20 protein-coding genes are annotated in these 21,867 nt (G+C 68.3%); 11 read left to right on the plus strand and 9 right to left on the minus strand.

Annotated elements, in window-relative coordinates; all coding sequences use genetic code 11:
- Positions 1 to 7 precede the first annotated feature (7 nt).
- The 3 genes from AXA74_RS00175 to apbC are packed head-to-tail and all read right to left on the minus strand — an operon-like array spanning position 8 to position 6,663.
- Complete coding sequence (locus tag AXA74_RS00175) at positions 8 to 3,658, minus strand: translocation/assembly module TamB domain-containing protein (RefSeq protein WP_029578262.1); 3,651 nt, start codon at positions 3,656 to 3,658, stop codon at positions 8 to 10.
- Positions 3,655 to 5,565 carry an autotransporter assembly complex protein TamA gene (locus AXA74_RS00180; RefSeq protein WP_032979474.1) on the minus strand — a complete coding sequence of 637 codons (1,911 nt, stop codon included), beginning with the start codon at positions 5,563 to 5,565 and terminating at the stop codon, positions 3,655 to 3,657. Before AXA74_RS00180 ends, AXA74_RS00175 begins: the two co-directional genes overlap by 4 nt.
- Before the next feature lie 3 nt (positions 5,566 to 5,568).
- A complete protein-coding gene (gene apbC, locus AXA74_RS00185) occupies positions 5,569 to 6,663 on the minus strand; it encodes an iron-sulfur cluster carrier protein ApbC (RefSeq protein WP_029578260.1) in 1,095 nt (364 codons plus the stop codon).
- Between the two features lie 102 nt (positions 6,664 to 6,765).
- Between apbC and AXA74_RS00190 the strand changes: the two genes are divergently transcribed.
- Complete coding sequence (locus AXA74_RS00190; RefSeq protein ID WP_029578259.1) at positions 6,766 to 7,038, plus strand: hypothetical protein; 273 nt, start codon at positions 6,766 to 6,768, stop codon at positions 7,036 to 7,038.
- 167 nt (positions 7,039 to 7,205) lie between these two features.
- On the plus strand, positions 7,206 to 9,281 hold the full coding sequence (gene metG, locus AXA74_RS00195; protein ID WP_029578258.1) for a methionine--tRNA ligase: 2,076 nt from the start codon (positions 7,206 to 7,208) through the stop codon (positions 9,279 to 9,281).
- Between the two features lie 54 nt (positions 9,282 to 9,335).
- Here metG and AXA74_RS00200 read toward each other — a convergent pair whose 3' ends face one another.
- The 4 genes from AXA74_RS00200 to AXA74_RS00215 all read right to left on the minus strand — a co-directional run bounded on the left by AXA74_RS00200 (position 9,336) and on the right by AXA74_RS00215 (position 11,694).
- Entirely contained in the window at positions 9,336 to 10,112 is a 777-nt protein-coding gene (locus AXA74_RS00200) for a sulfurtransferase (protein WP_029578257.1), read from the minus strand.
- Between the two features lie 35 nt (positions 10,113 to 10,147).
- A complete protein-coding gene (locus tag AXA74_RS00205) occupies positions 10,148 to 10,642 on the minus strand; it encodes an META domain-containing protein (protein WP_032963753.1) in 495 nt (164 codons plus the stop codon).
- A gap of 74 nt (positions 10,643 to 10,716) precedes the next feature.
- Positions 10,717 to 11,241 carry an META domain-containing protein gene (locus AXA74_RS00210; protein WP_029578255.1) on the minus strand — a complete coding sequence of 175 codons (525 nt, stop codon included), beginning with the start codon at positions 11,239 to 11,241 and terminating at the stop codon, positions 10,717 to 10,719.
- A gap of 105 nt (positions 11,242 to 11,346) precedes the next feature.
- On the minus strand, positions 11,347 to 11,694 hold the full coding sequence (locus AXA74_RS00215; protein WP_029578254.1) for a helix-turn-helix domain-containing protein: 348 nt from the start codon (positions 11,692 to 11,694) through the stop codon (positions 11,347 to 11,349).
- Positions 11,695 to 12,124: 430 nt separating this feature from the next.
- Here AXA74_RS00215 and AXA74_RS00220 point away from each other — a divergent pair, with 430 nt between their 5' ends.
- Positions 12,125 to 12,913: a response regulator transcription factor gene (locus AXA74_RS00220; protein ID WP_029578253.1), complete on the plus strand. Its 789-nt coding sequence runs from the start codon at positions 12,125 to 12,127 to the stop codon at positions 12,911 to 12,913.
- 141 nt (positions 12,914 to 13,054) lie between these two features.
- On the plus strand, positions 13,055 to 13,687 hold the full coding sequence (locus AXA74_RS00225; RefSeq protein WP_080700308.1) for a fimbrial protein: 633 nt from the start codon (positions 13,055 to 13,057) through the stop codon (positions 13,685 to 13,687).
- Here AXA74_RS00225 and rocF read toward each other — a convergent pair.
- Positions 13,678 to 14,601: an arginase gene (gene rocF, locus AXA74_RS00230; RefSeq protein ID WP_032958091.1), complete on the minus strand. Its 924-nt coding sequence runs from the start codon at positions 14,599 to 14,601 to the stop codon at positions 13,678 to 13,680. The two genes, AXA74_RS00225 and rocF, sit on opposite strands and share 10 nt — an antisense overlap.
- Positions 14,602 to 14,817: 216 nt before the next feature.
- Here rocF and AXA74_RS00235 point away from each other — a divergent pair, with 216 nt between their 5' ends.
- Positions 14,818 to 15,243 carry an Lrp/AsnC family transcriptional regulator gene (locus AXA74_RS00235; protein WP_080700312.1) on the plus strand — a complete coding sequence of 142 codons (426 nt, stop codon included), beginning with the start codon at positions 14,818 to 14,820 and terminating at the stop codon, positions 15,241 to 15,243.
- Here the strand turns inward: AXA74_RS00235 and AXA74_RS00240 are convergent.
- A complete protein-coding gene (locus tag AXA74_RS00240; protein WP_029578249.1) occupies positions 15,240 to 16,091 on the minus strand; it encodes an IclR family transcriptional regulator in 852 nt (283 codons plus the stop codon). The two genes, AXA74_RS00235 and AXA74_RS00240, sit on opposite strands and share 4 nt — an antisense overlap.
- 210 nt (positions 16,092 to 16,301) lie before the next feature.
- On the opposite strand from AXA74_RS00240, the gene AXA74_RS00245 reads away from it, so the two are divergent.
- Genes AXA74_RS00245 through AXA74_RS00270 form a run of 6 tightly spaced genes read left to right on the plus strand, consistent with a single transcriptional unit; the run spans position 16,302 to position 21,867 of the window.
- Positions 16,302 to 17,357, plus strand: a complete 1,056-nt coding sequence (locus AXA74_RS00245; RefSeq protein ID WP_032958093.1) for an ABC transporter ATP-binding protein — start codon at positions 16,302 to 16,304, stop codon at positions 17,355 to 17,357.
- 2 nt (positions 17,358 to 17,359) lie between these two features.
- Positions 17,360 to 18,226 (plus strand): ABC transporter permease, encoded by an 867-nt coding sequence (locus AXA74_RS00250; protein ID WP_029578247.1) that lies wholly within the window; start codon positions 17,360 to 17,362, stop codon positions 18,224 to 18,226.
- A 6-nt stretch (positions 18,227 to 18,232) separates the two neighbouring features.
- Positions 18,233 to 19,027, plus strand: a complete 795-nt coding sequence (locus AXA74_RS00255) for an ABC transporter permease (RefSeq protein WP_029578246.1) — start codon at positions 18,233 to 18,235, stop codon at positions 19,025 to 19,027.
- Positions 18,993 to 19,349, plus strand: coding sequence for a (2Fe-2S)-binding protein (locus AXA74_RS00260; RefSeq protein WP_197700138.1), 357 nt, complete (start codon positions 18,993 to 18,995; stop codon positions 19,347 to 19,349). Before AXA74_RS00255 ends, AXA74_RS00260 begins: the two co-directional genes overlap by 35 nt.
- Complete coding sequence (locus tag AXA74_RS00265) at positions 19,346 to 20,716, plus strand: FAD/NAD(P)-dependent oxidoreductase (protein WP_060833053.1); 1,371 nt, start codon at positions 19,346 to 19,348, stop codon at positions 20,714 to 20,716. Before AXA74_RS00260 ends, AXA74_RS00265 begins: the two co-directional genes overlap by 4 nt.
- Positions 20,713 to 21,867 (plus strand): NAD(P)/FAD-dependent oxidoreductase, encoded by a 1,155-nt coding sequence (locus AXA74_RS00270; protein ID WP_029578243.1) that lies wholly within the window; start codon positions 20,713 to 20,715, stop codon positions 21,865 to 21,867. The genes AXA74_RS00265 and AXA74_RS00270 overlap by 4 nt, the downstream gene beginning before the upstream one ends.

The following is a 21,867-nucleotide window of genomic DNA, read 5'->3' on the forward strand; positions in this document are numbered from 1 at the left end:
CCCTGGCTTATTGGCCCACCAGCCAGCGGTAGACCAGCTCGATGCCGTTGACCGAGCCGCCCTTCAGGTCCAGGGACAGGCCGCGCGCCAGCCGGTAGCTGGCCCGGCCCACGGTCTCGCTGCCGGCCATGGCCTGCTCCACGCTCAGGGTGATGCCGTTGGCGAAGTTCTTGCTGGCCACCAGGAATTGCGTGGCCAGGTCGGCGTCGGCGTCGCGGTTGACGGAACTGGCCACCGTGCGGTCGGGCAGGAGGCTGCCCGAGCTGCCGATGGCGCCGGTGCGCACGCTGACATCGTCCAGGCCGAACTGTTTGTACAGCGGCTGGCCGCCGCCCAGCAGCGCCGTGCCGATGGACAGCAGCAAGGCCGTGTCGCCGCCCCCGGCGTCCGGCCCGCGGCCCAGCACCAGCCAGGACAGTTTCTCGACATCGCTGACATCGGGATAGGAAACCAGGTCGATGCGCGGACGCTGGGCCGTGCCGGCCACCCGCACCCCCGCCTCGACCGCCTCGCCCGTGCGCAAGGCCTCGATGTCGAGAATGGGATTGTCCAGGCGGCCCTGGAAAGTGAGCGTGCCGCGCCGCAGGCGCAGTTTCTGGCCATAGGCCTCGATGCCCCCGGCCCGGGTGTGCAGGGCGCCCATGCCCGTCAGGCGGCCGCCCTGCATCACGATCTGGAGATCGCCGATCAGGCCGGCATCCAGCCCCATGCCGGTGATATAGAAGCGCGGCCCCATGTCGACTTTCAGATTGATGCCCACCTGGATGGGGGGGCCGGCCTTCTGGTCGTCGCCCGGCCGGACCACCCGGACGTCATCGTCCAGCGAGGGCACCCCCTGCAGGATCTCCAGGCTGACCCAGCCGGCGTCGGCGGTGATCTCGCCATCGATGTTGATGCGCGGCAGGGCGATGTCGATATCCACGCGGCCGCTGACCATGGCGTAGCGGTCCGAACGCTGCAGCGCCGGGAAACGGTACAGGGTCACGCCGATGCGGCCGGCCATATCGGTCAGGCCCCACTCGCCCCGCGCCTCGGCATAGCCGCCCTTGGCCTCGGGATTGGTGGTCACCCACTCCTTGGTGCGCCATTCATCGGGCATCACGCGCAGCACCGCCGGAAAGCGCAGCGAATCCAGCACCAGCCGGTCGCCGGCCAGGCGGGCGCGCAGCGTGCCGTCGACCATGCGCACGCCATCGTCGATGCGCACCACGCGCAATTTGTCGCCCTCGATGGCGCCGTTGGCCTGCCAGCCGCCGGCCAGCGAGCCGTCGATGCGCGCATTGGCGCGCAGCGACCCGCCGAGCTCCAGCGTATCGCCGACGAACAGGCCCAGCCAGGCCAGGTCGGCGATGTCGGCGTTGATGTCGGCGCGCACGGGCTGGCGCGGCTCCAGCGCCAGCCCCTTGAGCTGGGTGGTGGCGGTGGCCTTCACGCGGCCCATTTTCTCGGTGTCGACATCGAGCGCCGCGTCGAGCCGGCTGGCGCCGCCTTGCCCGGCGCTGGCGGTGAGATCCAGCTGCAAGGTCTTCAGGCCCAGGGCGATGGGCGGGTCGCCCGGCATGCGCAGGTCGCCGCTGCGCCGCGCCAGCCGCGCCCGCCCGGACAGCGCGCCGGCATATTTCAGGTCCCATGAGACGTCCAGCGCGATGCGGCGCTGCTCATCCGAGACCATCGCATTGACGCGGCCGCCCGGGTTTTCTTTGTTTTCCTGGCCCAGGGCGGCCATCAGCTGGCGCAGCATGGTGGCGCGCAATTCGAAGTTCTCGGCCCGGCCGGCGGTCTCCCAGCGCCCTGGGCCCCCGCGCGAGCCGCCATGCGACAGCGACAGCCGCTGCTTGTCCGGAAAACGGGCCTGGATCTCGGCCGCGCCCACCTGCCACTGCCAGGCAGGGGCGGCGGCCCCGGGCATATAGGCCAGGGCGACCGCCCCCGGCACGGCGACCGTAAAGCCCGCGCTTTGCACCGACAGGCCGGATACCCGGCCCCGCCAGCCCGCCAGGCCCTCCGCTTCGCCCCACCCACCGTCGAACGCCAGCTGGGCCTCGACCGGCGCGCTGCCCAGGCGCTTGGGCTGGGACCGGGGCGGGAGGTAGCGGGCCTGCACCTTGCCTTGGTGGCGGCCCGCCTGGCCATCGACCTCGCCCTTGAGCATTACGCCGCCGGGCAATTCTGGCCAGAAAGCCGCCAGCTCCGGGGCCTGGACGTCCAGGGCCAGCCTGGCCTGGGCCTCCTGCAACCCCCCTTGCGCGCGCAGCCGGTTCTTGCCCAGGGTGACATCCAGGTCCAGCCGCGGCAGACGCCAGCCGGCAGGCATCCCCGGGGCCAGCGCCGCGCCGCCGTCCTCGGTGCGCAGCTCAAAGGACAGCGCGCCGGCCAGCGGCTGCTTGTTCCAGCGGCTGTCGGGCGCCACGCGCAGCCGCACATCGGCCGAACGCAAGTCGCTCAGGTCCTGGACGCCGGCCTTGATCTCGGCCTCGGCGCTCAAGATGGCGGGCGGCAGCCAATCGCCCAGCAGCCGCTTCAGGTCCAGGCGGTCGGCGGTGACGCGGGCCTGGACGCGGTCGGGCGTACCGGGCTGGCCGGCGTCCTGCCAGTCAAGCACGGCGCCCAGCCCCGAGCCATCGTCGCGCTTTAGGTCCAGGCGCGCGTCGCGCAGCGGAAAACCCGCCATGGGGGCCAGCCCGGCCTGGGCATCGAGCTGCAGGCCCGCGCCGCTGCCCTGCAGCGTGACCGCCAGGCGATCCAGCGACCCCTCGGCCTGGGCGGACAGCGCAATCGGGCACAGCTGGCCCACGGCCTCGCGCCAGCGCTCGCGCCGCAAGGCCGCCTCGCCGGCGTCCGGCGCCTGGCCGCCCAGGGTACTGGCGGCGCTCTCGGCCACCTCGGGACGGGTCACCAGATAGGCGCCCTGCTCGCCGGCACGGGCGGCCTCTTGCTCGCGCTGCTGCGCCGGCTTGACGCCGCCCAGCTCGGCGCAGACCGAGGCATCGGACCGGGCGGCCGCGAGGCGCGCCTGCAGGCGCGCCGACAGCGGCCAGGGCGCGGCCAGCCGCCGCACGTCCAGCAGGCCGTTCAGGCGCAGCCGCGCTTGCGGGTGATCCACTCTCAGGCTCTGGATCTCCAGCCGGGCGGCCGCCTCGCGCTGCACGTGCAGGGCCAGCGCGATGTCGTGCAAGCCCACGGGCAGGGGCTGGCCGCCGCGGCTGAGCGCAAACTCGCCCACGGCCAGCCGGTCCACGTCGATGGAGACCGGCAAGGACAACGATTCCGGCAATCCACCGGCCTCGCCGTCGGCTTGCCCATCCGGCCCGGGCGGCGGCAGCCCGACGGCGAGGCGGTCGGCCGTCAGGGCGCGCACATGGGCGCGGCGATGGCCCAATTCGCTCCAGTCGACATCCAGCCAGAGGTTGCCGGCCTCGATGCGCGTGCCGGCCACGGTGACGTCCAGCCGGCCGAGCCGCAGCCCCAGCAGCACCGAACCTTCGATGTTCTCCACCTCGCCGCCCAGCAACTGCACGGCGGAATTGACCAGCAGCCGGCTGCCGTTGTGCGAGGCCACCAGCCAGAACACAAAGGAGGCGGCCAGGGCGGCCAGCATGGCCAGGCCCGGCAACCACCAGATGAGCAGATGCCGCAATACGGCGCGCAGCTTGGTCAAAACGCGATCCCCAGCGAAAAATGCAGGCGCAGGTCGTGATCGCGCTGGCCGTAGGCCACGTCGAGAAAGAGCGGACCGGCCGGTGTGCGCACGCGCGCGCCCACGCCATAGCCCACGGCGACGTCCATGGAGCCGAACGACTCCGCCGCGTCGCCCGCGTCGACAAAAAAGCCCACGCCCCAGCGCTCGTTGAAATAGTGGTCGTACTCCAGGCTGGCGACCGCCAACGTGGGCGCGCCCACCGTGGCGTCATTCTGCTTCAGGCCTATGCTCTGGTAGCGGTAGCCGCGGATGGAGCGCGCCCCGCCCGTGCGGAAACCAAAGTCATCCGGCACCCGGGTCTTGCTGTTGGACCATACGCGGCCGACCTCGCCGCGCAGGGTCAGCACATCGCGCTCGCCCACGGGCCACCACTTCTGGCCGCGCAGGCGCAGGCGGAAATAGGGATCCCCGCTATCGAGCACGGCCCCCAGGCCGCCGCCCACCGCGATCAGATTGCCTTCGCGCGGGTCGTACTTGCTGTCCACGTCGCGGCGCAGCCAGTCGGCCGTCAGCGTGGCGGTGGGCAGGTCGTAGGTGTCGCCCCCGTCGATCTTGACATGATCGTGGGCCAGCAGCGCCCCCCAGCGGGTCTCGTACTCGACCCGGCTGTCGCCGGCGCCCTTGCGCTCCTGCGTGCGCGTGAAGCCCAGCGCATAGCGGGTGACGTCCAGGCCCTGGATGTCCGAATGCTGGGCCAGCACGCCGATGGCATCGCGCCGCCCGCGCGCGTCCGGCGGCAGGGTGAAGTCCATGAAGGCGCGCTGCTGCAGGCGGTCCACCCCCAGGCCGGTCTCCATCGTGACCGGCTGGCCGAAGACGACATTCTGTCGGTAGATGGTCTCAAAGCGGGCGCCGGCCGTGTCGTCGATCCCCACGGCCACGGCGGCCCGCTTGGGCGGCGCCTCCACCACGCGGACATCGACCGGCAAGGTCACTTCGCCATCGGGGTCATAGACGGCAGGAGGCGCCGCGCCGGGCGCGCCCGAGACCTTGGCGTCGCCCGAGGGCTGGGCCGAGGCCAGCCCGCTCGCGCCCGGCGCGCGCGCCTTGATCTCGCCATCCGGCTTGATCGCCGCCGGCGCCTGCGAAAGCTGCCCGTCGGAGCGGCGCAGCGACACGAAGGCGCCACGGAAAAACGCGGTCGACTGCAGCTCCTGCTGCCAGTTGTCGAGCTTATCCTGGTCATAGGCATCGCCCTCGCTGTAGCGGACATAGCGCGTGATGAGGCTTTCGGGCACGCGCTGCAGGCCCTGGGTCTGCAGCGCGCCCAGGCGCACCAGGGGCCCGCTGTCGATCTGCACCGACAAGTCCACCATGGCGCTGTCCGCGTGCACCTCGGCCTGCGATTCGGTGAGGGTGGCCAGCAGGAAGTCGCGCGCGGACACGCTGTCCAGCAGATTGGACTTGGCCTTGTTCCATTCGCCGTTGACGAAGGGCTGGCCGGGCTTCAGGCTCCAGGCCTCGCGCCACTGCGTGATCCGGGCGGCGTACTCGGGCCGCAGCACCCGGCCGGTAAAGCGCAGATCGACCGTGCGGATGACCGCCCGGGGCCCCGGCTGGATGGCGATATCCCAGGTATCGCCGCCCACGTCGGTGCCCGGGGCCAGCGTGACGGTGGGCGTGAAATAGCCCTGGGTGGCCAGGGCCGCCACGGTCGCGTCGCGGGCCCGCCGCCGCAGGCGGGTGATTTCGCCGCCGTCCTGGTCTTCGGCCAGGCGCGCAATGGCGTTGACGGCCTCGGTGATGACCGTCAAGGACTGCGGCGTGACACCGCCGGGATCGATGATGATCTCGGGCCGGTTGGCATGCGCCTGCACGGACCACGCCAGGACTGCCAGGGCAAGAGCGGCGCGATACCTCCGCATGCCTTAAGAGGGCCGTTGCTGCTGAACCACGACGCCGGGCATCTTGCCCGCCATGTCCTTGGGCAGCGCCGCCACCTGCGCGGCGACCTTGCGCGCGATGGCGCGATACAGGCCGGCGGCCTCGCCTTGCGGATCGGCCACGACGGTGGGCCTGCCCGAATCGGTCTGCTCGCGGATGGCCAGCGTCAGCGGCAGGCTGCCCAGCCAGGGCACCTCGTATTGCGCCGCCATGCGCTGCCCGCCGCCCTCGCCGAAGATATGCTCGGCGTGGCCGCATTGCGTGCAGATATGGATGGCCATGTTCTCGACCACGCCCAGGATGGGGACCTCGACCTTCTGGAACATGCGCAAGCCCTTGCGCGCGTCCAGCAATGCGATGTCCTGCGGCGTCGTGACGATGACCGCGCCGACCACCGGCACTTTCTGGGCGAGGGTGAGGGCCACGTCCCCGGTGCCCGGCGGCATGTCGACGATCAGGTAGTCCAGGTCGCGCCAATTGGTCTGGCGCAGCAATTGCTCCAGCGCCTGGGTGACCATGGGGCCGCGCCAGATGGCCGGCGAATCGGCATCGATCAGGAAACCGATGGAATTGGCCTGGATGCCGTGGCCCACCAGCGGCTCCATGGACTTGTTGTCCAGGCTCTCGGGCCGGCCCGAGATGCCCAGCATGGTCGGGATGCTCGGGCCGTAGATATCGGCGTCGAGCACGCCCACGCTGGCGCCTTCGGCGGCCAGGGCCAGGGCCAGGTTGACCGAAGTGGTGCTCTTGCCCACCCCGCCCTTGCCCGAGGCCACGGCGATGATGTTGCGCACATTGGGCAGGGGCTTCAGGCCACGCTGCACCGCGTGCGGCTGCACGCGCACGGCCACCGAGATCTCGGCCCGGGCCACGCCCGCCGCGGCCAGCGCGCCGCGCGCCAGCTCGGCCAGCTGCGCCTGCGCCTCGCGGCCGGGATAGCCCTGCTCGATCAGGACCCGGACCAGGCCGTCTTCGACCTGGATGTCACGATCTTTTACAGAAACGGCCAGGGACACCCCGGTATTCGGGTCGGAAACGCCGCGCAATGCGCCACGGATTTGGTCTATCGTTATACTCATGTCACTATGATTTCAGAGGCGCTGCGGGAAATACGTCAGCCATTACCCACAAGGATAGCGGAAGCGACGGAACCTTTTGCCCTGTTTTTACATCCTATCTACATGACCGACGCTCTCATCCGCTTTCTTCGCGCCATTCCCGTCATCGTGCTGGGCCTGATCGGCATGCTGATGGCGCTGGTCTTCATGGCCTCGACCGCCATTGCCCTGGGCATCCTGTATGTGGTGGCCAAGGTGCGCGGCAAGCCGTTCGGCGTGCGCGCCTATTGGAGCCAGCGCCAATCCGGCCGCCCCTTCCCGGGCCAATCGCCCTTTGCCGCGGCCCCGGCCCGCGGCGGCGAGGTCATCGACGTCGAGGCCCGCGAAGTCCGCTAAGCGCCCCGCCGGGCTCCGCCCGTCCGCGCCCCTTCCGTTTAATATGTCCCTTTTGGCGGCAGGCCCTGCGGGTCTGGCCGCCCGCCCGTGCCGGCGCCGCCTGGCTCTAAAATAGCCAGCTTCCATCCGGCGGGTGTGCCCGCCTTTCCCCCTCCGTCAAATCCGTCATGTCACGCACGCTATTTGTCACTACTGCCCTGCCCTACGCCAACGGCTCCTTCCATATCGGCCACATCATGGAGTACATCCAGGCCGACATCTGGGTCCGTTCGATGCGCATGGCGGGTCATACCGTGCATTTCGTGGGCGCGGACGACGCGCACGGCGCGCCCATCATGCTCAAGGCCGAAAAGGAAGGCATCACCCCGCAGCAGCTGGTGGCCCGCTATGCGGCCGAGCGCCCGCGCTACCTGGACGGCTTTCACATCCGCTTCGATCACTGGCACACCACCGATTCGCCCGAGAACGTGGCGCTGTCGCATGAGATCTATGGCGCGCTGAAGGCGGCCGGCCTGATCGAGACGCGCTCCATCGAGCAGTTCTTCGACCCGGTCAAGGGCATGTTCCTGGCCGACCGCTATATCAAGGGCGAGTGCCCGCGCTGCCACGCCAAGGACCAGTACGGCGACTCCTGCGAAGTCTGCGGCGCCGTGTACGCGCCCACCGAACTGATCAATCCCTATTCGGCGCTGACCGGCGCCACCCCGGTGCTCAAGCGCTCCGATCACTTCTTCTTCAAGCTCTCCGATCCGCGCTGCGTCGAATTCCTGCAGCAATGGACCACGGGCAGCAATCGCAACGGCGTCAAGCACCTGCAGTCGGAAGTCCAGGCCAAGACCCGCGAATGGCTGGGCACGGACGACGGCCAGGCCAAGCTGGGCGACTGGGACATCTCTCGCGATGCGCCCTATTTCGGCATCGAGATCCCCGATGCGCCGGGCAAGTACTTCTATGTCTGGCTGGACGCGCCGGTGGGCTACCTGGCCTCGCTGAAATCCTACTGCGCCAAGACCGGCATGGACTTCGACGCCCTGCTCGACCCGGCCGGCCCCACCGAGCAGATCCACTTCATCGGCAAGGACATCATCTATTTCCATGCCCTGTTCTGGCCCGCGATGCTCAAGTTCGCCGGCCGCAAGACGCCCGACGCGCTGAACGTGCATGGCTTCATCACCGTCAGCGGTGAAAAGATGTCCAAGAGCCGCGGCACCGGCATCTCGCCGCTGCGCTATCTTGAAGTGGGCATGGATGCCGAGTGGCTGCGCTACTACATGGCCGCCAAGCTGAACGCGCGCGTCGAAGACATGGATTTCAATCCCGAGGATTTCATCGCCCGCGTCAACAGCGACCTGGTCGGCAAGTACGTCAATATCGCTAGCCGCGCGGCCAACTTCATCACGCGCCACTTCGACGGCAAGCTCGGCTACCAGGGCGACACCGCCGCGCTGTCGGCCGAGTTCGCCCGCCAGGCCGAGTCCATCCGCGCCGCCCTGGAAGGCCGCGAATACAACCGCGCCATCCGCGAGATCATGGCCTATGCCGACAACATCAACCAGGCGTTCGACGCGGCCCAGCCCTGGGTGCTGGCCAAGAACTACGCCGAAGCCGACGACGCCCGCCGCGCCCAGCTGCAGGATGTCTGCTCGCGCGCGCTGGCGGGTTTCAAGGCCCTGTCGGTAATGCTGGCGCCGGTGCTGCCGGCCCTGGCCTCGCGCGTGGCGCGCGAGCTCTTCGGCGCCACGCGCGACTTCATCTGGAGCGATGCCGCCGAACTGCCCGCCCAGGTCGCGCCCTTCAAGCACCTGATGCAGCGCGTCGATCCCAAGATGCTGGACGCCCTGTTCGAGCCGCCGGCCCCGGCGGCCGAAGCCGCCCCCGCCCCGGGCGGCGAGCCCCTGGCAGAGACCATCTCCATCGACGACTTCGCCAAGGTGGACCTGCGCATCGCCAAGATCGTCAATTGCGAAGCCGTCGAAGGCTCGACCAAGCTGCTGCGCCTGACCCTGGACGTGGGCGAGGGCCGCCATCGCAACGTCTTCTCCGGCATCAAGTCGGCCTACAAGCCCGAAGACCTCATTGGCAAGCTCACCGTGCTGGTCGCCAACCTGGCGCCGCGCAAGATGAAATTCGGTGTTTCCGAGGGCATGGTGCTGGCCGCCAGCCATGCCGACGAGAAAATCGATGCCGGCATCTACGTGCTCGAACCCTGGCCCGGCGCCCAGCCCGGCATGCGCATCCACTGATGCCCAAGCGCCGCGCAAGCGGCGTTTTTTTTGGTGTCAGGCACCTGGGGCCCCTCACGCCCCCGCTCGGTCTCCCATGGTGTCTGACGCCCCGGGGAAAGAGGCCACCGGCTTGAGCGCGGGATCCAGCGCCACGCGCTCGTCAAAGACAAAGCAGGCGCCGTCGTAGCCCGGGCCGCCGGTCTCTTCGAAGTACTTCAGGATGCCGCCTTCGAGCTGGTAGACGTGGTCGATGCCCAGCTCGCCCATGAAGATCGCGGCCTTTTCGCAGCGGATGCCGCCGGTGCAGAAGCTCACGACCGTCTTGCCCTCGAGTTCGGCGCGGTGCTCGCGCACCGCGTCCGGAAACTGGGTGAAGCGCTCGATGCGCCAATCGATGGCATTGCGAAAGGTGCCGACATCGACTTCGAAGGCGTTGCGGGTGTCGAGCATGACCACTTCACGCCCCTCGTCATCGCGCCCCTGCTCCAGCCAGCGGGCCAGGGTCCGGGCGTCCACGCTGGGCGCCCGGCCGGCCTCGGGCCGGATGGCGGGGTGGTTCATGCGGATGATCTCGCGCTTGAGCCGCACGCGCATCTTGCCGAAAGGCACGGCGTCCGACAGGCTGTACTTGGCCTGCAAGTCGGCAAAACGGCTGTCCTTGCGCAGATCGGCGAGAAAATCCTCGATGGCCTGCCCGGCGCCAGCCAGGAAAAGGTTGATGCCCTCGGGGGCCAGCAGAATGGTGCCCTTGAGGGCCAGCGCGTCGGCGCGCGCCTGCAGCGACTCGCGCAAGGAGGCCGTGTCGGGCAGGCTGACGAACTTATAGGCGGCGATATTGACGATGGACATGAAAACAAGCGAGGAAGGCGCGCGGGCGGGCCGGATTATCGGCGGGCAAAATCCAGCACGTCGCCCGAAGACAGCGTGAGGGTCATGCGGCTGGGACGGGCAACGTCGTCCAGGCGCGTGGCCGTGATGCGGGTCAGGCCGGCGAGGTAATCCTGCTCCAGCTGCATATTGGCCGAGGGGCAGGACATATAGGTCGAGACGGGCGGGTATTGGAGGATCAGCAGCCCGTTGGCCACCACATACTGGCCCGAGTAGGTGTTGCAGCCCGAAAAGCCCGACAGCCGCGCCTGGCCCTGCTCATGGTTGAAGACCAGCGTGATCGGACGCTCCTTGCTATGCGCATGCGGCACGGGACGCAAGGCGCCGCCCGGTTTGGTCCAGCGGGCCAGCTCCCAGGCGGTCTGCGCCAGGACATCCGATTGCTGTCCGGGCTGCTGCCCCACCACGGGGGGCACGGGCGGGCGGGAAGCGCAGGCCGCCAGGCCGAGCACGAGCATCAAGGGCCACAGAGAGCGTAGGGTAACGGGCATGGCTGCCTCCTGAAGGACTGGCCGGCCAGGGCCGGCTGGAGGCGGTATTTTAGGCCGGCCCGGCGGCGAACGCCTCAGGGCGTGGGCGGATCCTGGCGGCGGGTGAAGTCCAGCACATCGCCGGTGGCCACATTGAAGGTCAGGTGGCGCGGGGCCCCGCTGGCGTCCAGCGTGAACGAACGGATGTCCGCCAGGGCCCGCAGATAGTCGATCTCGAGCTGGGCGCGGCGGGGGTCCGGGCAGGCCATGCGCGTGGAGGCCGGCGCCGTGATGCTCAGCTTGCCCGCCTCCAGCTTGTAGGCGCCGCTATAGCGGTTGCAGCCGGAAAAGCCTTGCACCACGTAGCGCTTGCCATCGGCCAGAAAGGTCAGCGAGATCGGCTCGCCGTTGTCGCCATGCGGGATGTTGCGCCGATTGCCCAGCGCGTCGACCCAGCCGGTGAGTTCCCAGCGGGTCTGGGCCAGCGAATCGGCGCTGGTCGTGGCGCGCGCGGCGGCCGCTCCCTCGGGACGCGCCTGGCCGGTCTGCGTGGCGCAACCCGCCAGCGCGGCCAGCAGCCCAGCGCACAACACCGCCCGGGGAATGGAAATCAAGAACATCGCACTCTCTCCGTCTAAAGGACTCCGGTTTACTGTAACCGGGCGACCGTATTCAGACCAGCATGAATGCAACAGGGCGCGACCGCCTCCCGGCGCGGCGCGGGCCTAGGGTCCCCGGGCGGCGATATAGGCGGCCAGCACCTGTTCCAGCTGGCGTTTCTCCCGCTGCGTCAGCGCCAGATAGGAGGCGTAGGGCACGCTATGGAAAGGCCAGGCCAGCTCCTCGGAACCGCCCTCGCCCCGCATCGGCCCTTCGCCCGAACTCAGCCACTGCGCCGTGACACGCAAGGCGCGGGTGAGCTTGATCAGCGACGCTCCGCTAGGCCGGGTGCGCAGGCCGCTTTCGTAATTGCCTATGGCGCTTTGGGACAGCTGGCAAGCCGCCGCCAGGTCTTTCTGCGTCCATCCCCGGAGTACACGCGCGCTGCGCAGACGATGGCCGAAAGTTTCCACTCATTAGACTCGGATTAGTGATTTCAGGTGGCTGCCGGATTAGAGCATTGTCCCCGTCGCCGGAAACATGGGGAGGAAACCCGAATGGCGGGCCGCATCCCTGGCTTGTGACATCCGCCGGCGGACGCAACGCCGTCGCCGGCTTGCCATGCGGATACATATAGAAAATAATGTAGCGTATTTATACAAAAACGCGGCCAAAAACCCCGGAGATCATGGCAGGAATCACGCAGGATTCCCACGTTTTCATTGGAATAGAAACTTCTATTCACAAATAATCACAATCGTGTTTAAATCGAACACAAGCGTGGCATGACATGGCGCAGGCCGTGCCCAGGCTGTCATCCCCCGGAACACCCCATGCGCCACAGAGATGCCGTGACACCAGCGGGACGGGCTGGAGCTGCCGCCCATGCACTCGGGAAAATGAATGAACAGCACGCTGGATGTCATCTTTTTAACCAAAGACGATGCCGCGCATAAGGAACAGTTGGACAGCCTGGGCCACCTCGGCTTCAGGGTGCGCGTGTGCCCCGATCTGGTCAGTCTCTATGAGCACTACGGCAAGCAATCCTGCCCCCTGCTGGTCCTGAGCGCTCCACTGGCCGACATCCATATCGCGGCCGTGCGCATCCGCGCCATGGACCGCAGCGTCGGCATCATTGCCCTGGCCCACTTCACCGACAGCGAAGCCCGGGTGCGGACCCTGCTATGCGGCGCCGATGCCTGCCTGGACCGCAACGCCAGCGGGCTGGAGCTGGCCGCCGTCCTGCAATCGCTGCTGCGCCGTATCACGAGCCTGAGCGCGCCGGCCGTCGACGCCGGCGAACGCGCCGATCCGGCCTTCGACCCGCTGCCTGAAGAATCCGCCCTGCCCGCCTGGCCCGGCACGCCCGCCAAGTGGCGCTTGGCCAACCGGGGCTGGACGCTGGTGAGCCCGTCCGGGCGCGCGTTGGGCCTGACCACCGGAGAGCGCGCTTTTCTATCGCGCCTGATGACGGCGCCCGAACGCAAGCTCAGCCGCGACGCGCTGCTGCCCGAAGAACTCGGCGTGGAGGCGGGCGCGCAGCGCAGCCGTTTCGTGGACGTGATGATCAGCCGCTTGCGGCGCAAGGCCTCGCATCATCAGATGGCGCTGCCCATCCGGGCCGTGCATGGCTGGGGCTATATGTTCGCGGCCGAGGTGGCCCATGACCATGACGCGGCCGAAGCGGCGTAAGGCCGCGCCGGGCAGCGAACCCGTCTGATGCGACAGCTGTCCGACTACTATAGTGATAGCAGTTGAGGCGCGTTTTGCGGACGTTTCCTATGAGGCGGGCTCGGCATACTGGGGCCTTTCACCAGGGAAAAACAGAGCGATATGACAAGGAATGCCATCCGCCAATCCGCGATCCCGCGCGTAAGCATCGCCGCCGCCTCGCTGGCCGTGGCGGCCATGACGGGCATGCCGCCGGCCCATGCCGTCGACGGCACGATCACCATCACCGGCGAGATCACTGACCAGACCTGCAAGATCAATGGCGCCGAGCCGCCGCACAACCTGCTCGTCACGCTGCCCAAGATCGGCACGTCGGCCATGAAGAACGTCAATGACACCGCGGGCGCCACGCTCTTCCAGATCCGTCTGACCGACTGCCCCGAAGCCCTCAATGCCCAGACACTCACGGCCTATTTCGAGCCGGGCTCCACCACCGACTACGCCACCGGCAACCTGGTCGCCTATACGACGGCCGCCGCGGCGACCGTGGCCGCGACGATTCCATCGCCGCCCGGCGCCACCGTGTTCAAGAACGTGCAGATCCAGCTGGCCAATCTCGATGGCACGGCGATCCGGGTGGGCGCGGACGTCACCGCGCAGGCCGCGCAAGGCGCCGTGGTCTCGGACAAGGCCGCGACCTTGCGCTATCTGGCGCGCTACGTCCGGACCAGCACCGAGGCCATCACGGCCGGCAAGCTGGTGAGCTACGTGCAGTACTCCATCGTCTATCCCTGACGCCGGATCAAGGTCGACTTGCCGAACAGGCTTTCGACCAATTCGGCCGCGACGATGGCTGTCTTGTTGCGCACATCCAGCGCCGGGTTGAGTTCGACGATGTCCAGCGAAGCCATGAGACCGGTATCGGCGATCATTTCCATGCACAGCTGGGCTTCGCGATAGGTGGGGCCGCCGGGTACGGTGGTCCCCACGCCCGGCGCGACGTCGGGATCCAGGAAGTCCACATCGAAACTGACATGCAGATGCGTGTCGTCATCGAGATCGACGAGGGCGGCCTGCATGGTGGCGCGCATGCCCGCCTCGTCGAGATAGCGCATGTCGAAGACTTCCAGCCCGGCTTCGTGGATGAGGCCGCGCTCGCCTTCATCGACGCTGCGTATCCCGATCTGGCGCACCCAGGCGGGCTGCAGCGCGGGCACGGCGCCGGAAAGGCGGATCAGCGCCTCGGGGCCGGCCCCGCACAGGCAGGCCACGGGCATGCCATGGATGTTGCCTGTAGGCGTAAGCACCTGGGTATTGAAATCGGAGTGCGCATCGAGCCAGAGTACGCGCAGACGCTTGCCGGTGTCGCGGCAATGGCGCGCCACCGCGCTGATCGAACCAATGGCCAGGCTGTGGTCGCCGCCCAGCATGATAGGGAAATACCCGGCCCGCAATTCGGCGTGCACGGCGTCATGCACTTGTTGATTCCAGGCGATGACCTCGTCCAGATGCCGATAGCCGTTGACGGGGCGCCGCCAGGGATTGGGCGGGCCCGCCAGGTTGCCGCGATCGTGCACGCGCATGCCGCGGCCCAGCAGTCTTTCGATCAGGCCGGCCACGCGCAAGGCCTCGGGCCCCATCGACGCGCCGCGGGCGCTGGCCCCGACATCGGTCGGCACGCCGATCAAACTGATATCCCTGGCTTGCATGGCGTCTCCTTGGCGCACGTCCGGCCCCATCTTGGGCCAGGACACCGGGTTAAGGCAAGTCAAGCAGGCGCCATGGTAGAGCGGATAGAACCTAGCGGATAGATAGAAAACTGCTTCGTTATGGCACAAATCTGATCAATATGGCAGCCAATGTGGCGATTTGATCATCTTCGATTATGATGCCCGCTCCTCCTCCGCCCGCCCGCCCGACCCATCATGCTGCTCGATCCGCTGGACCGCCGCCTCATTGCCCTGCTGCGCACCGACGCCCGCCTGCCCACGGCGGCGCTGGCCAAGCAACTGGCCGTCTCGCGCGGCACCGTCCAGAACCGCATGCAGCGCCTGGAGCGCGAAGGCGTGATCACGGGCTATACCGTGCGCATGGCCGAACACGAGGATGAGGCCGGCGTGCAGGCCATCACGCTCATCGAAGTGCATGGCGCGGCGACCGACCGGGTCATCGCGGCGCTGCGCCGCCTGCCCGAGGCCACGCGGGTGCATTCGACCAACGGCCGCTGGGACCTGGTCGTCCATGTGCACGCGGCCGACCTGAGCGCTTTTGACCGCGTGCTCAGGGAGGTGCGCAGCATCAGCGGCGTCTCCAACTCCGAGAGCCACCTGCTGCTGGCCGCCCACCGCTAGGCCATCCCCGGCGCCGCGCCGCCCTGACCCAGGAAATGGTTGGGCCGGCGCAGGGCCGGGTCGAAGGGATTGACCTGCGCGCCGATCTGGCTGGCTTCCTTGCGCAGCATTTGCACAATCATGGGCAGACGCTCGGCGCTCATGCGTTCGGATGGCGCGGCCACGCTGAGCGCGGCCACCACGGTACCGCTGCGATCCGTAATGGGAACGGCCAGGCCCATGGTCCCCGGATACAGCGCCGGCCCCGTCGACAATGCGTAATCGTGCGCCAGGCATTCGTTCAGGCGTACCCGCACCGATATCTCGTCCATGAAGCCCAGATGCCGCAGGCGCGGGATATTGAAACGGATGATTTCTTCGCGCTCGGCTTCGGGCAAACGCGCCAGCAGAATCAGCCCCGCCTGGCCCAGGCCCAGAGGCACTTTGCCGCCAATATCTCCGGTGTGCGAGCGCACGGGAAAGGGCCCGTCGATGCGGTCCAGGCAGACCGCGTCAAAACCATGACGCACCAGCAGGAAGACGGTGTCATTGAGCATGCCCGATAAACGCAGCAGGGCCGGCCGGCAGATTTCACGCAGCGTGGAATGGCGGTTGCCGGCGCTGGCCGCCAGGGCAAAGAAGGCGACGCTGAGCTGGTAGGCCTTGCTCTGAGGCGGCTGCTCGACCATGTCTTCCTGGATGAGGGCCTGCAGCACGCGATGCGCGGTGGCCGGCGCCTGGCCCGTGCGCGCGGCGATGTCGGTCAGGCGCAAGCGCTCGCCCTGGGCCTCGGCCAGGACCCGCAAGACACCGAAGGCCCTGCTCAACACCCCCTGGCCGGCGCCCTCGTCCTTGTCTTCCACCTTCATGGCTTTCCTCTTTTCCGGAATGTTATGTCTCTATCCATGACTGTAATTCCAATAATCGGAATTTTCTAAATAAAAATTACCTTATACGGAAAAACACTAATGGCCGGTGGATTTGGCGGACTCCTAGACTGGGCTCCGTTCTCATCGGCGCCCGCCAGTCCTGACCGGCCTGCGCCCCCATACGCCGCGGCAAGCGGACACGAGGCGGACATGGCATTCCTGCGGCTGGAGCACGTCTCCAAGAATTACGGCGATCTCTGTGTGGTCGCCGATATGAACCTGGAAGTGGAACAGGGCGAGTTTCTGTCTCTGCTCGGCCCGTCGGGCTGCGGCAAGACCACCACCTTGCAGATGATCGCCGGCTTTGCCGAGGTCACGCGCGGGCGCATCACGCTCGACGGCCGAGATATCACGCACGCCAAGCCCAATACGCGCGGCCTGGGTATCGTGTTCCAGAGCTATGCGCTGTTTCCGCACATGACGGTCAATGACAATGTGGCGTTCGGCCTGGCCATGCGGCGCCTGGCGCGCGACGAGCGCGAGCGCCGCACGCGCGAGGCGCTGGCCCTGGTCAAGCTGGATAAATACGGCGAACGCTATCCGCGCGAACTGTCCGGCGGCCAGCGCCAGCGCGTGGCCCTGGCGCGCGCCCTGGTGATCCGGCCGCCCGTGCTGCTGCTGGACGAACCCTTGTCCAATCTCGACGCGCAGCTGCGCGAGGAGATGCAGTTCGAGCTGCGTGGCATCCAGCGTCAGATCGGCACCACGACCATCATGGTCACGCACGACCAGGCCGAGGCCCTGTCGATCAGCGACCGGGTGGTGGTCATGCAGGAGGGCCGCGTGACGCAGATCGACGCCCCCTACCGCATGTACGAACACCCGCGGACCGATTTCATTTCGCGCTTCGTCGGCAAGACCAATATGGTGGCCGCGCGCGTGGCGCGCGCCGGCGAGCGCGCCGACATCCAGGCTGGCCCCCTGACGCTGCAAGTCGATGGCCGGGGCTTGCGCGCCGGCGACGACCTGCAACTGTCGCTGCGCCCGGAAAAGCTGCTGCCGGTGGCCCCGGGCCAGGGCCGTGTCGACGGCCGCGTGGTCACGCGCTACTTCCTGGGCAGCCAATGGCAATACGAACTGGACACGCCGCTGGGCAGGCTGATCATGCTCACGCCCAATGACGGGCGGGCGCCCCATGCCGATGGCCAGACCGTGGGTCTGGACTGGGCCGACGGCACGCCGCGGCTATTGGCCGCCGAGGAGTGACGATGAGCACCCTGACCGCCAAGCCCCGTAGCGATGGCCTGCCCGCCCTGCTGGGCTCGCTGCCCTTGACGCTGCTGTTCCTGACGCTGGTGCTCACGCCGCTGGTGCTGACGCTGCTGCTGTCCTTCGCGCAGTTCGACTACAACACCGGCATCCAGCCAGGCTATACGCTGGACCAATACCTGCAGGTACTGACGGACGGGTATTTCCTGGAGATCTTCTGGCGCACCTTCTGGATCGCCGCGCTCACCACGCTGATCTGCGTGCTGGTCGGCGCGCCCGAGGCCTATATCCTGTCGCGCATGCGCAAGCCCTGGCGTTCCATCTTCCTCCTGGTGGTGCTCTCGCCGCTGCTGATTTCCCTGGTGGTGCGCGCCTTCGGCTGGAGCCTGCTGCTGGGCCCTGGCGGCCCGCTGGGCAAGGCCGCCGCCGCCCTGGGCCTGGGCCCGCTGCTCTACACGCCCACGGCCATCATCATCGGCCTGGTGCACGTGATGCTGCCCTTCATGGTCATCCCGGTGTGGACCTCCCTGCAAAAGCTGGACCCCACGGTGGAACAGGCCGCGTATTCGCTGAATGCCTCGCGCGCGCAGACGCTGTGGCGGGTGGTGCTGCCGCAGGCCATGCCCGGCGTGCTCTCGGGCAGCCTCATCGTCTTCGGCCTGGCGGCCAGTTCTTTCGCCATCCCCGCGCTGCTGGGCGGACGCCGCCTGAAGATGGTGGCCACCATTGTCTACGACGAATTCCTGACGGAACTGAACTGGCCCCTGGGCGCGGCCATCGCCGTGCTGCTGCTGGTGGCCAACGTCATCATCATGATGAGCTACAACCGGGTGGTGGAGCGATCCTACCGCCGCAGCCTGGGCTGACGCGCCATGCAGAAAAACGGTCCTTTCGCCCTGGCCTTCAATCTCCTGGTGGTGGCCTTTGTGCTCGCGCCGCTGGTGATCGTGTGCCTGGTCGCCTTCACCCCGGCCTCTACCCTGTCGATCCCCACGACGGCTTTTTCGCTGCGCTGGTTCCGGGCGGTCTTTGCTCACGCGGACTTCATGCAAGCCCTGCGCAACAGCCTGTGGCTGGCCTTTTGTTCGGCCAGCATCGCGACCCTGCTGGCCATCCCCGCCGCCATCGCCATCACGCGCTACCGCTTCCCCGGACGCGACGCGCTCAACGGCCTGTTTCTGTCTCCGCTCATGATCCCCCACCTGGTGTTGGGCGTGGCCCTGCTGCGTTTTTTCGCGCTCATCGGCACCACCGGCAGCTTCGGCTGGCTGGTGCTGGCGCATGTCGTGGTGATCACCCCTTATGTGATGCGCCTGGTGATCGGCGCGCTGGTGGGCTTTGACCGTTCGGTCGAGCATGCCGCGCAATCGCTGGGCGCCAGCCGCGCCACGGTCTTCCTGAGGATCACGCTACCCATGATCCTGCCGGGGGTCTCCGGCGGATGGCTGCTGGCCTTCATCAACAGTTTCGATGAACTGACCATGTCCGTCTTCATCACCGCGCCCAGCACGGTGACGCTGCCGGTGCGCATGTATATGTACGCCACGGAGTCGATCGATCCCATGATGGCGGCGGTCTCGGCCCTGGTGATCGCGCTGACCGCGCTCACCATGTTGCTGCTGGACCGTGTCTATGGGCTGGACCGTGTGCTGGTCGGGCAAAAATAATCCGGCGGAGATCACCTTGCCTTTACTGAATCGCGTGGCCGAGACCCAGCGTCCCGCACTGGCCTTCACGCTCGATGGCCAGCCGGCCGTCGCCTTGCAGGGCGACACCCTGCTCACGGCCGTGCTCACATGCGGCGAACAACTGCGGCTCTCGGAGTTCAGCGGCGCCCCGCGCGCCGGCTTCTGCATGATGGGCGCTTGCCAGGACTGCTGGATGCAACTGGAGGACGGCCGGCGCGTGCGCGCCTGCTCGACCCTGGTGCAGGCCGGCATGCGGGTATTGACCCATCCCCCTGCCGCGGGCCCGGGAGCGGCGCCATGATGCCCAATCCCGTTATCGTGGGCGCCGGTCCGGCCGGCGTGCGCGCCGCGCAGAGACTGGTCGCCGCGGGCCTGCGGCCGGTGGTGATTGACGAGGCGCCGCGCGCCGGCGGCCAGATCTATCGCCAGCCCCCCGAGGGCTTCACGCGCGCCAAGGCCGAACTCTACGGCTCGGAGCATCGCAAGGCCGACGCCATCCATCGCGCGATGGAGGCGCTGCGCGACAAGGTCGATTTCCATCCCGAGAGCCTGGTCTGGAACTGCGAGGATGGCGTTCTCGACGTGATGCGCGACGGCGTTTCGCAAGGCATCGGCTACAGCCATCTCATCCTGGCCACCGGCGCCACGGATCGGGTACTGCCTTTTCCGGGCTGGCTGACCCCGGGTGTCTACACCCTGGGCGGCTCGCAGGTCGCGCTCAAGTACCAGGGCTGCGCCATCGGCAGCCGCTGCGTGTTCCTGGGTACGGGACCGCTGCTCTACCTGGTGGCGTATCAGTACGCCCGCGCCGGCGCCCGGGTCGAGGCAGTGCTGGATACGGCGCGGCCGGGCGACCGGCTGGCCGCGCTGCCCGGCATGCTGGCCGCGCCCGGCCTGCTGGCGCGCGGCATGGGCTATATGGCCCGGCTGCGCCTGCATGGCGTGCCGGTGCGCACCGGCGTGCGCCCGCTGGCGGTGCTGGGCGGCAAACGTGTGGCCGGACTGCGCTACCGCGACGGCCGGGGCCGTGAACAGCAGGTCGAATGCGATGCCGTGGGCTACGGCCTGGCCTTGCGCGCCGAAACCCAGCTGGCCGGCCTGGCCGGCTGCGAATTCGAGTTCAACGCGCGGGACCGCAACTGGCTGCCGCGCCGCGATGCCGCCGGACGCAGTTCGGTGCCGGGAGTCTATGTGGCCGGCGACGGCGCGGGCATCGCGGGCGCCGATGCGGCCGAACTGGCCGGCGAGCGCGCGGCGCTGGCCCTGCTGGCCGACGCCGAGCTGCCGCATGATCCGGCGCGCGCCCAACGGCTGGAACGCCAGCTCGCCCGCATCGGCCGCGTGCGCGACGCGCTGGAGCGCGCCTTTCCCTTTCCCGCCGATTGGCCGATCGCCGATGACGTCATGCTCTGCCGCTGCGAGGAGATCAGCGCCGGCGCCTTGCGCGCCGTGGCCCGCGACGGCCTGGCCGACGAACTGAATCGCGCCAAGGCGCTCACGCGCGTGGGCATGGGCCGCTGCCAGGGGCGCATGTGCGCGGCCGGCGCGGCCGAAGTCATGTCGCAGGCCCTGGGCGTGGCGCCGCAGGCGGTGGGCCGCCTGCGCAACCAACCGCCGGTCAAACCCATTCCGGTGCATCTGGCCATCGCGCGGGAAGCCGGGCAATGAGTATCGAGACCGAAGTCCTCATCATCGGCGGCGGCATCGTCGGGGCCAGCGCCGCCCTGTTCTTGCGCCGCCGCGGCCTGCCCGTGATCTTGCTGGACATGGGCGCTTGCGGCGCGCGCGCCAGCGGCGTGAATTATGGCGGCGTGCGCCGCCAGGGCCGCCCGCTGGCGCAAATGCCCCTGACCGCGCGCGCCCATGAACTGTGGGGTCAGTTACCGAGCCTGATAGGCACCCATGGCGAATATGTGCGCAGCGGCCATCTCAAGCTGGCGCGCACCGAGCAGGACCTGGACGAACTCCGGGCCTATCGCGAGCGCACCGAAGGCTGGGGCATGGATCTGCGCATCCTCCCGGCCGACGCGCTGCGCCGGCGCTTCGCCTGGCTGGACCCCGGACTGGCGGGCGGCTCATTCTGCCCCGAGGATGGGCACGCCAACCCGCGCCTGGTTTCGCCGGCCTTCGCTCAGGCGGCCATCCGCGCCGGCGCGGACGTGCGCGAGCAACAGCGCGTGGTCCAGACGGTCGCCGAGGGCCGGCGCTTCGTGGTGCGCACCGCCTCGGGCGAGACAATCCGCGCCCGCTTCCTGCTGAACTGCGCCGGCGCCTGGGGCGGAGAGATCGCCGCCGCGTTTGGCGAACCCGTGCCCGAGACGGCCATCCATCCGCTCATGATGGTGACCGAGCCCCTGCCGGCCTTCATGGACGTAAGCCTGGGCATTCAGGGCGGCGGCATCTACGCGCGCCAGGTCGCACGCGGCAACTGCGTGATTGGCGGCGGGCGCGGCGCGCTGCAATCCGACGGTTTTGCCCGTCCTTCGCGCAAGGAGGTCCCCGCCCTGCTGGCGCGTGCGGCCGCCTTGCTGCCGCCGCTGCGTGGCGCGCAGGTCATCCGTTTCTGGACCGGCGTGGAAGGCAGTATGCCCGACCACAACCCGGTGCTCGGCCCAAGCAGCAAGGTGCCTGGCCTGTTTCACGCCTTTGGCCTGTCTGGCGCCGGCTTCCAGATCGGGCCCGCCGTCGGCGAGGTGTTGTCCCAATTGGTGGTGGACGGCGTCTCGTCCCTGCCCATCGATGCATTCCGCATCGAGCGATACACGGCCGCCGCTCACGCTGCCGAGTCTCAGTCTTCCCGTGAGCACACGCTGGAGTGA

Source organism: Bordetella hinzii LMG 13501, from assembly GCF_001548475.1.
Taxonomy (GTDB): Bacteria; Pseudomonadota; Gammaproteobacteria; order Burkholderiales; family Burkholderiaceae_B; genus Bordetella; species Bordetella hinzii.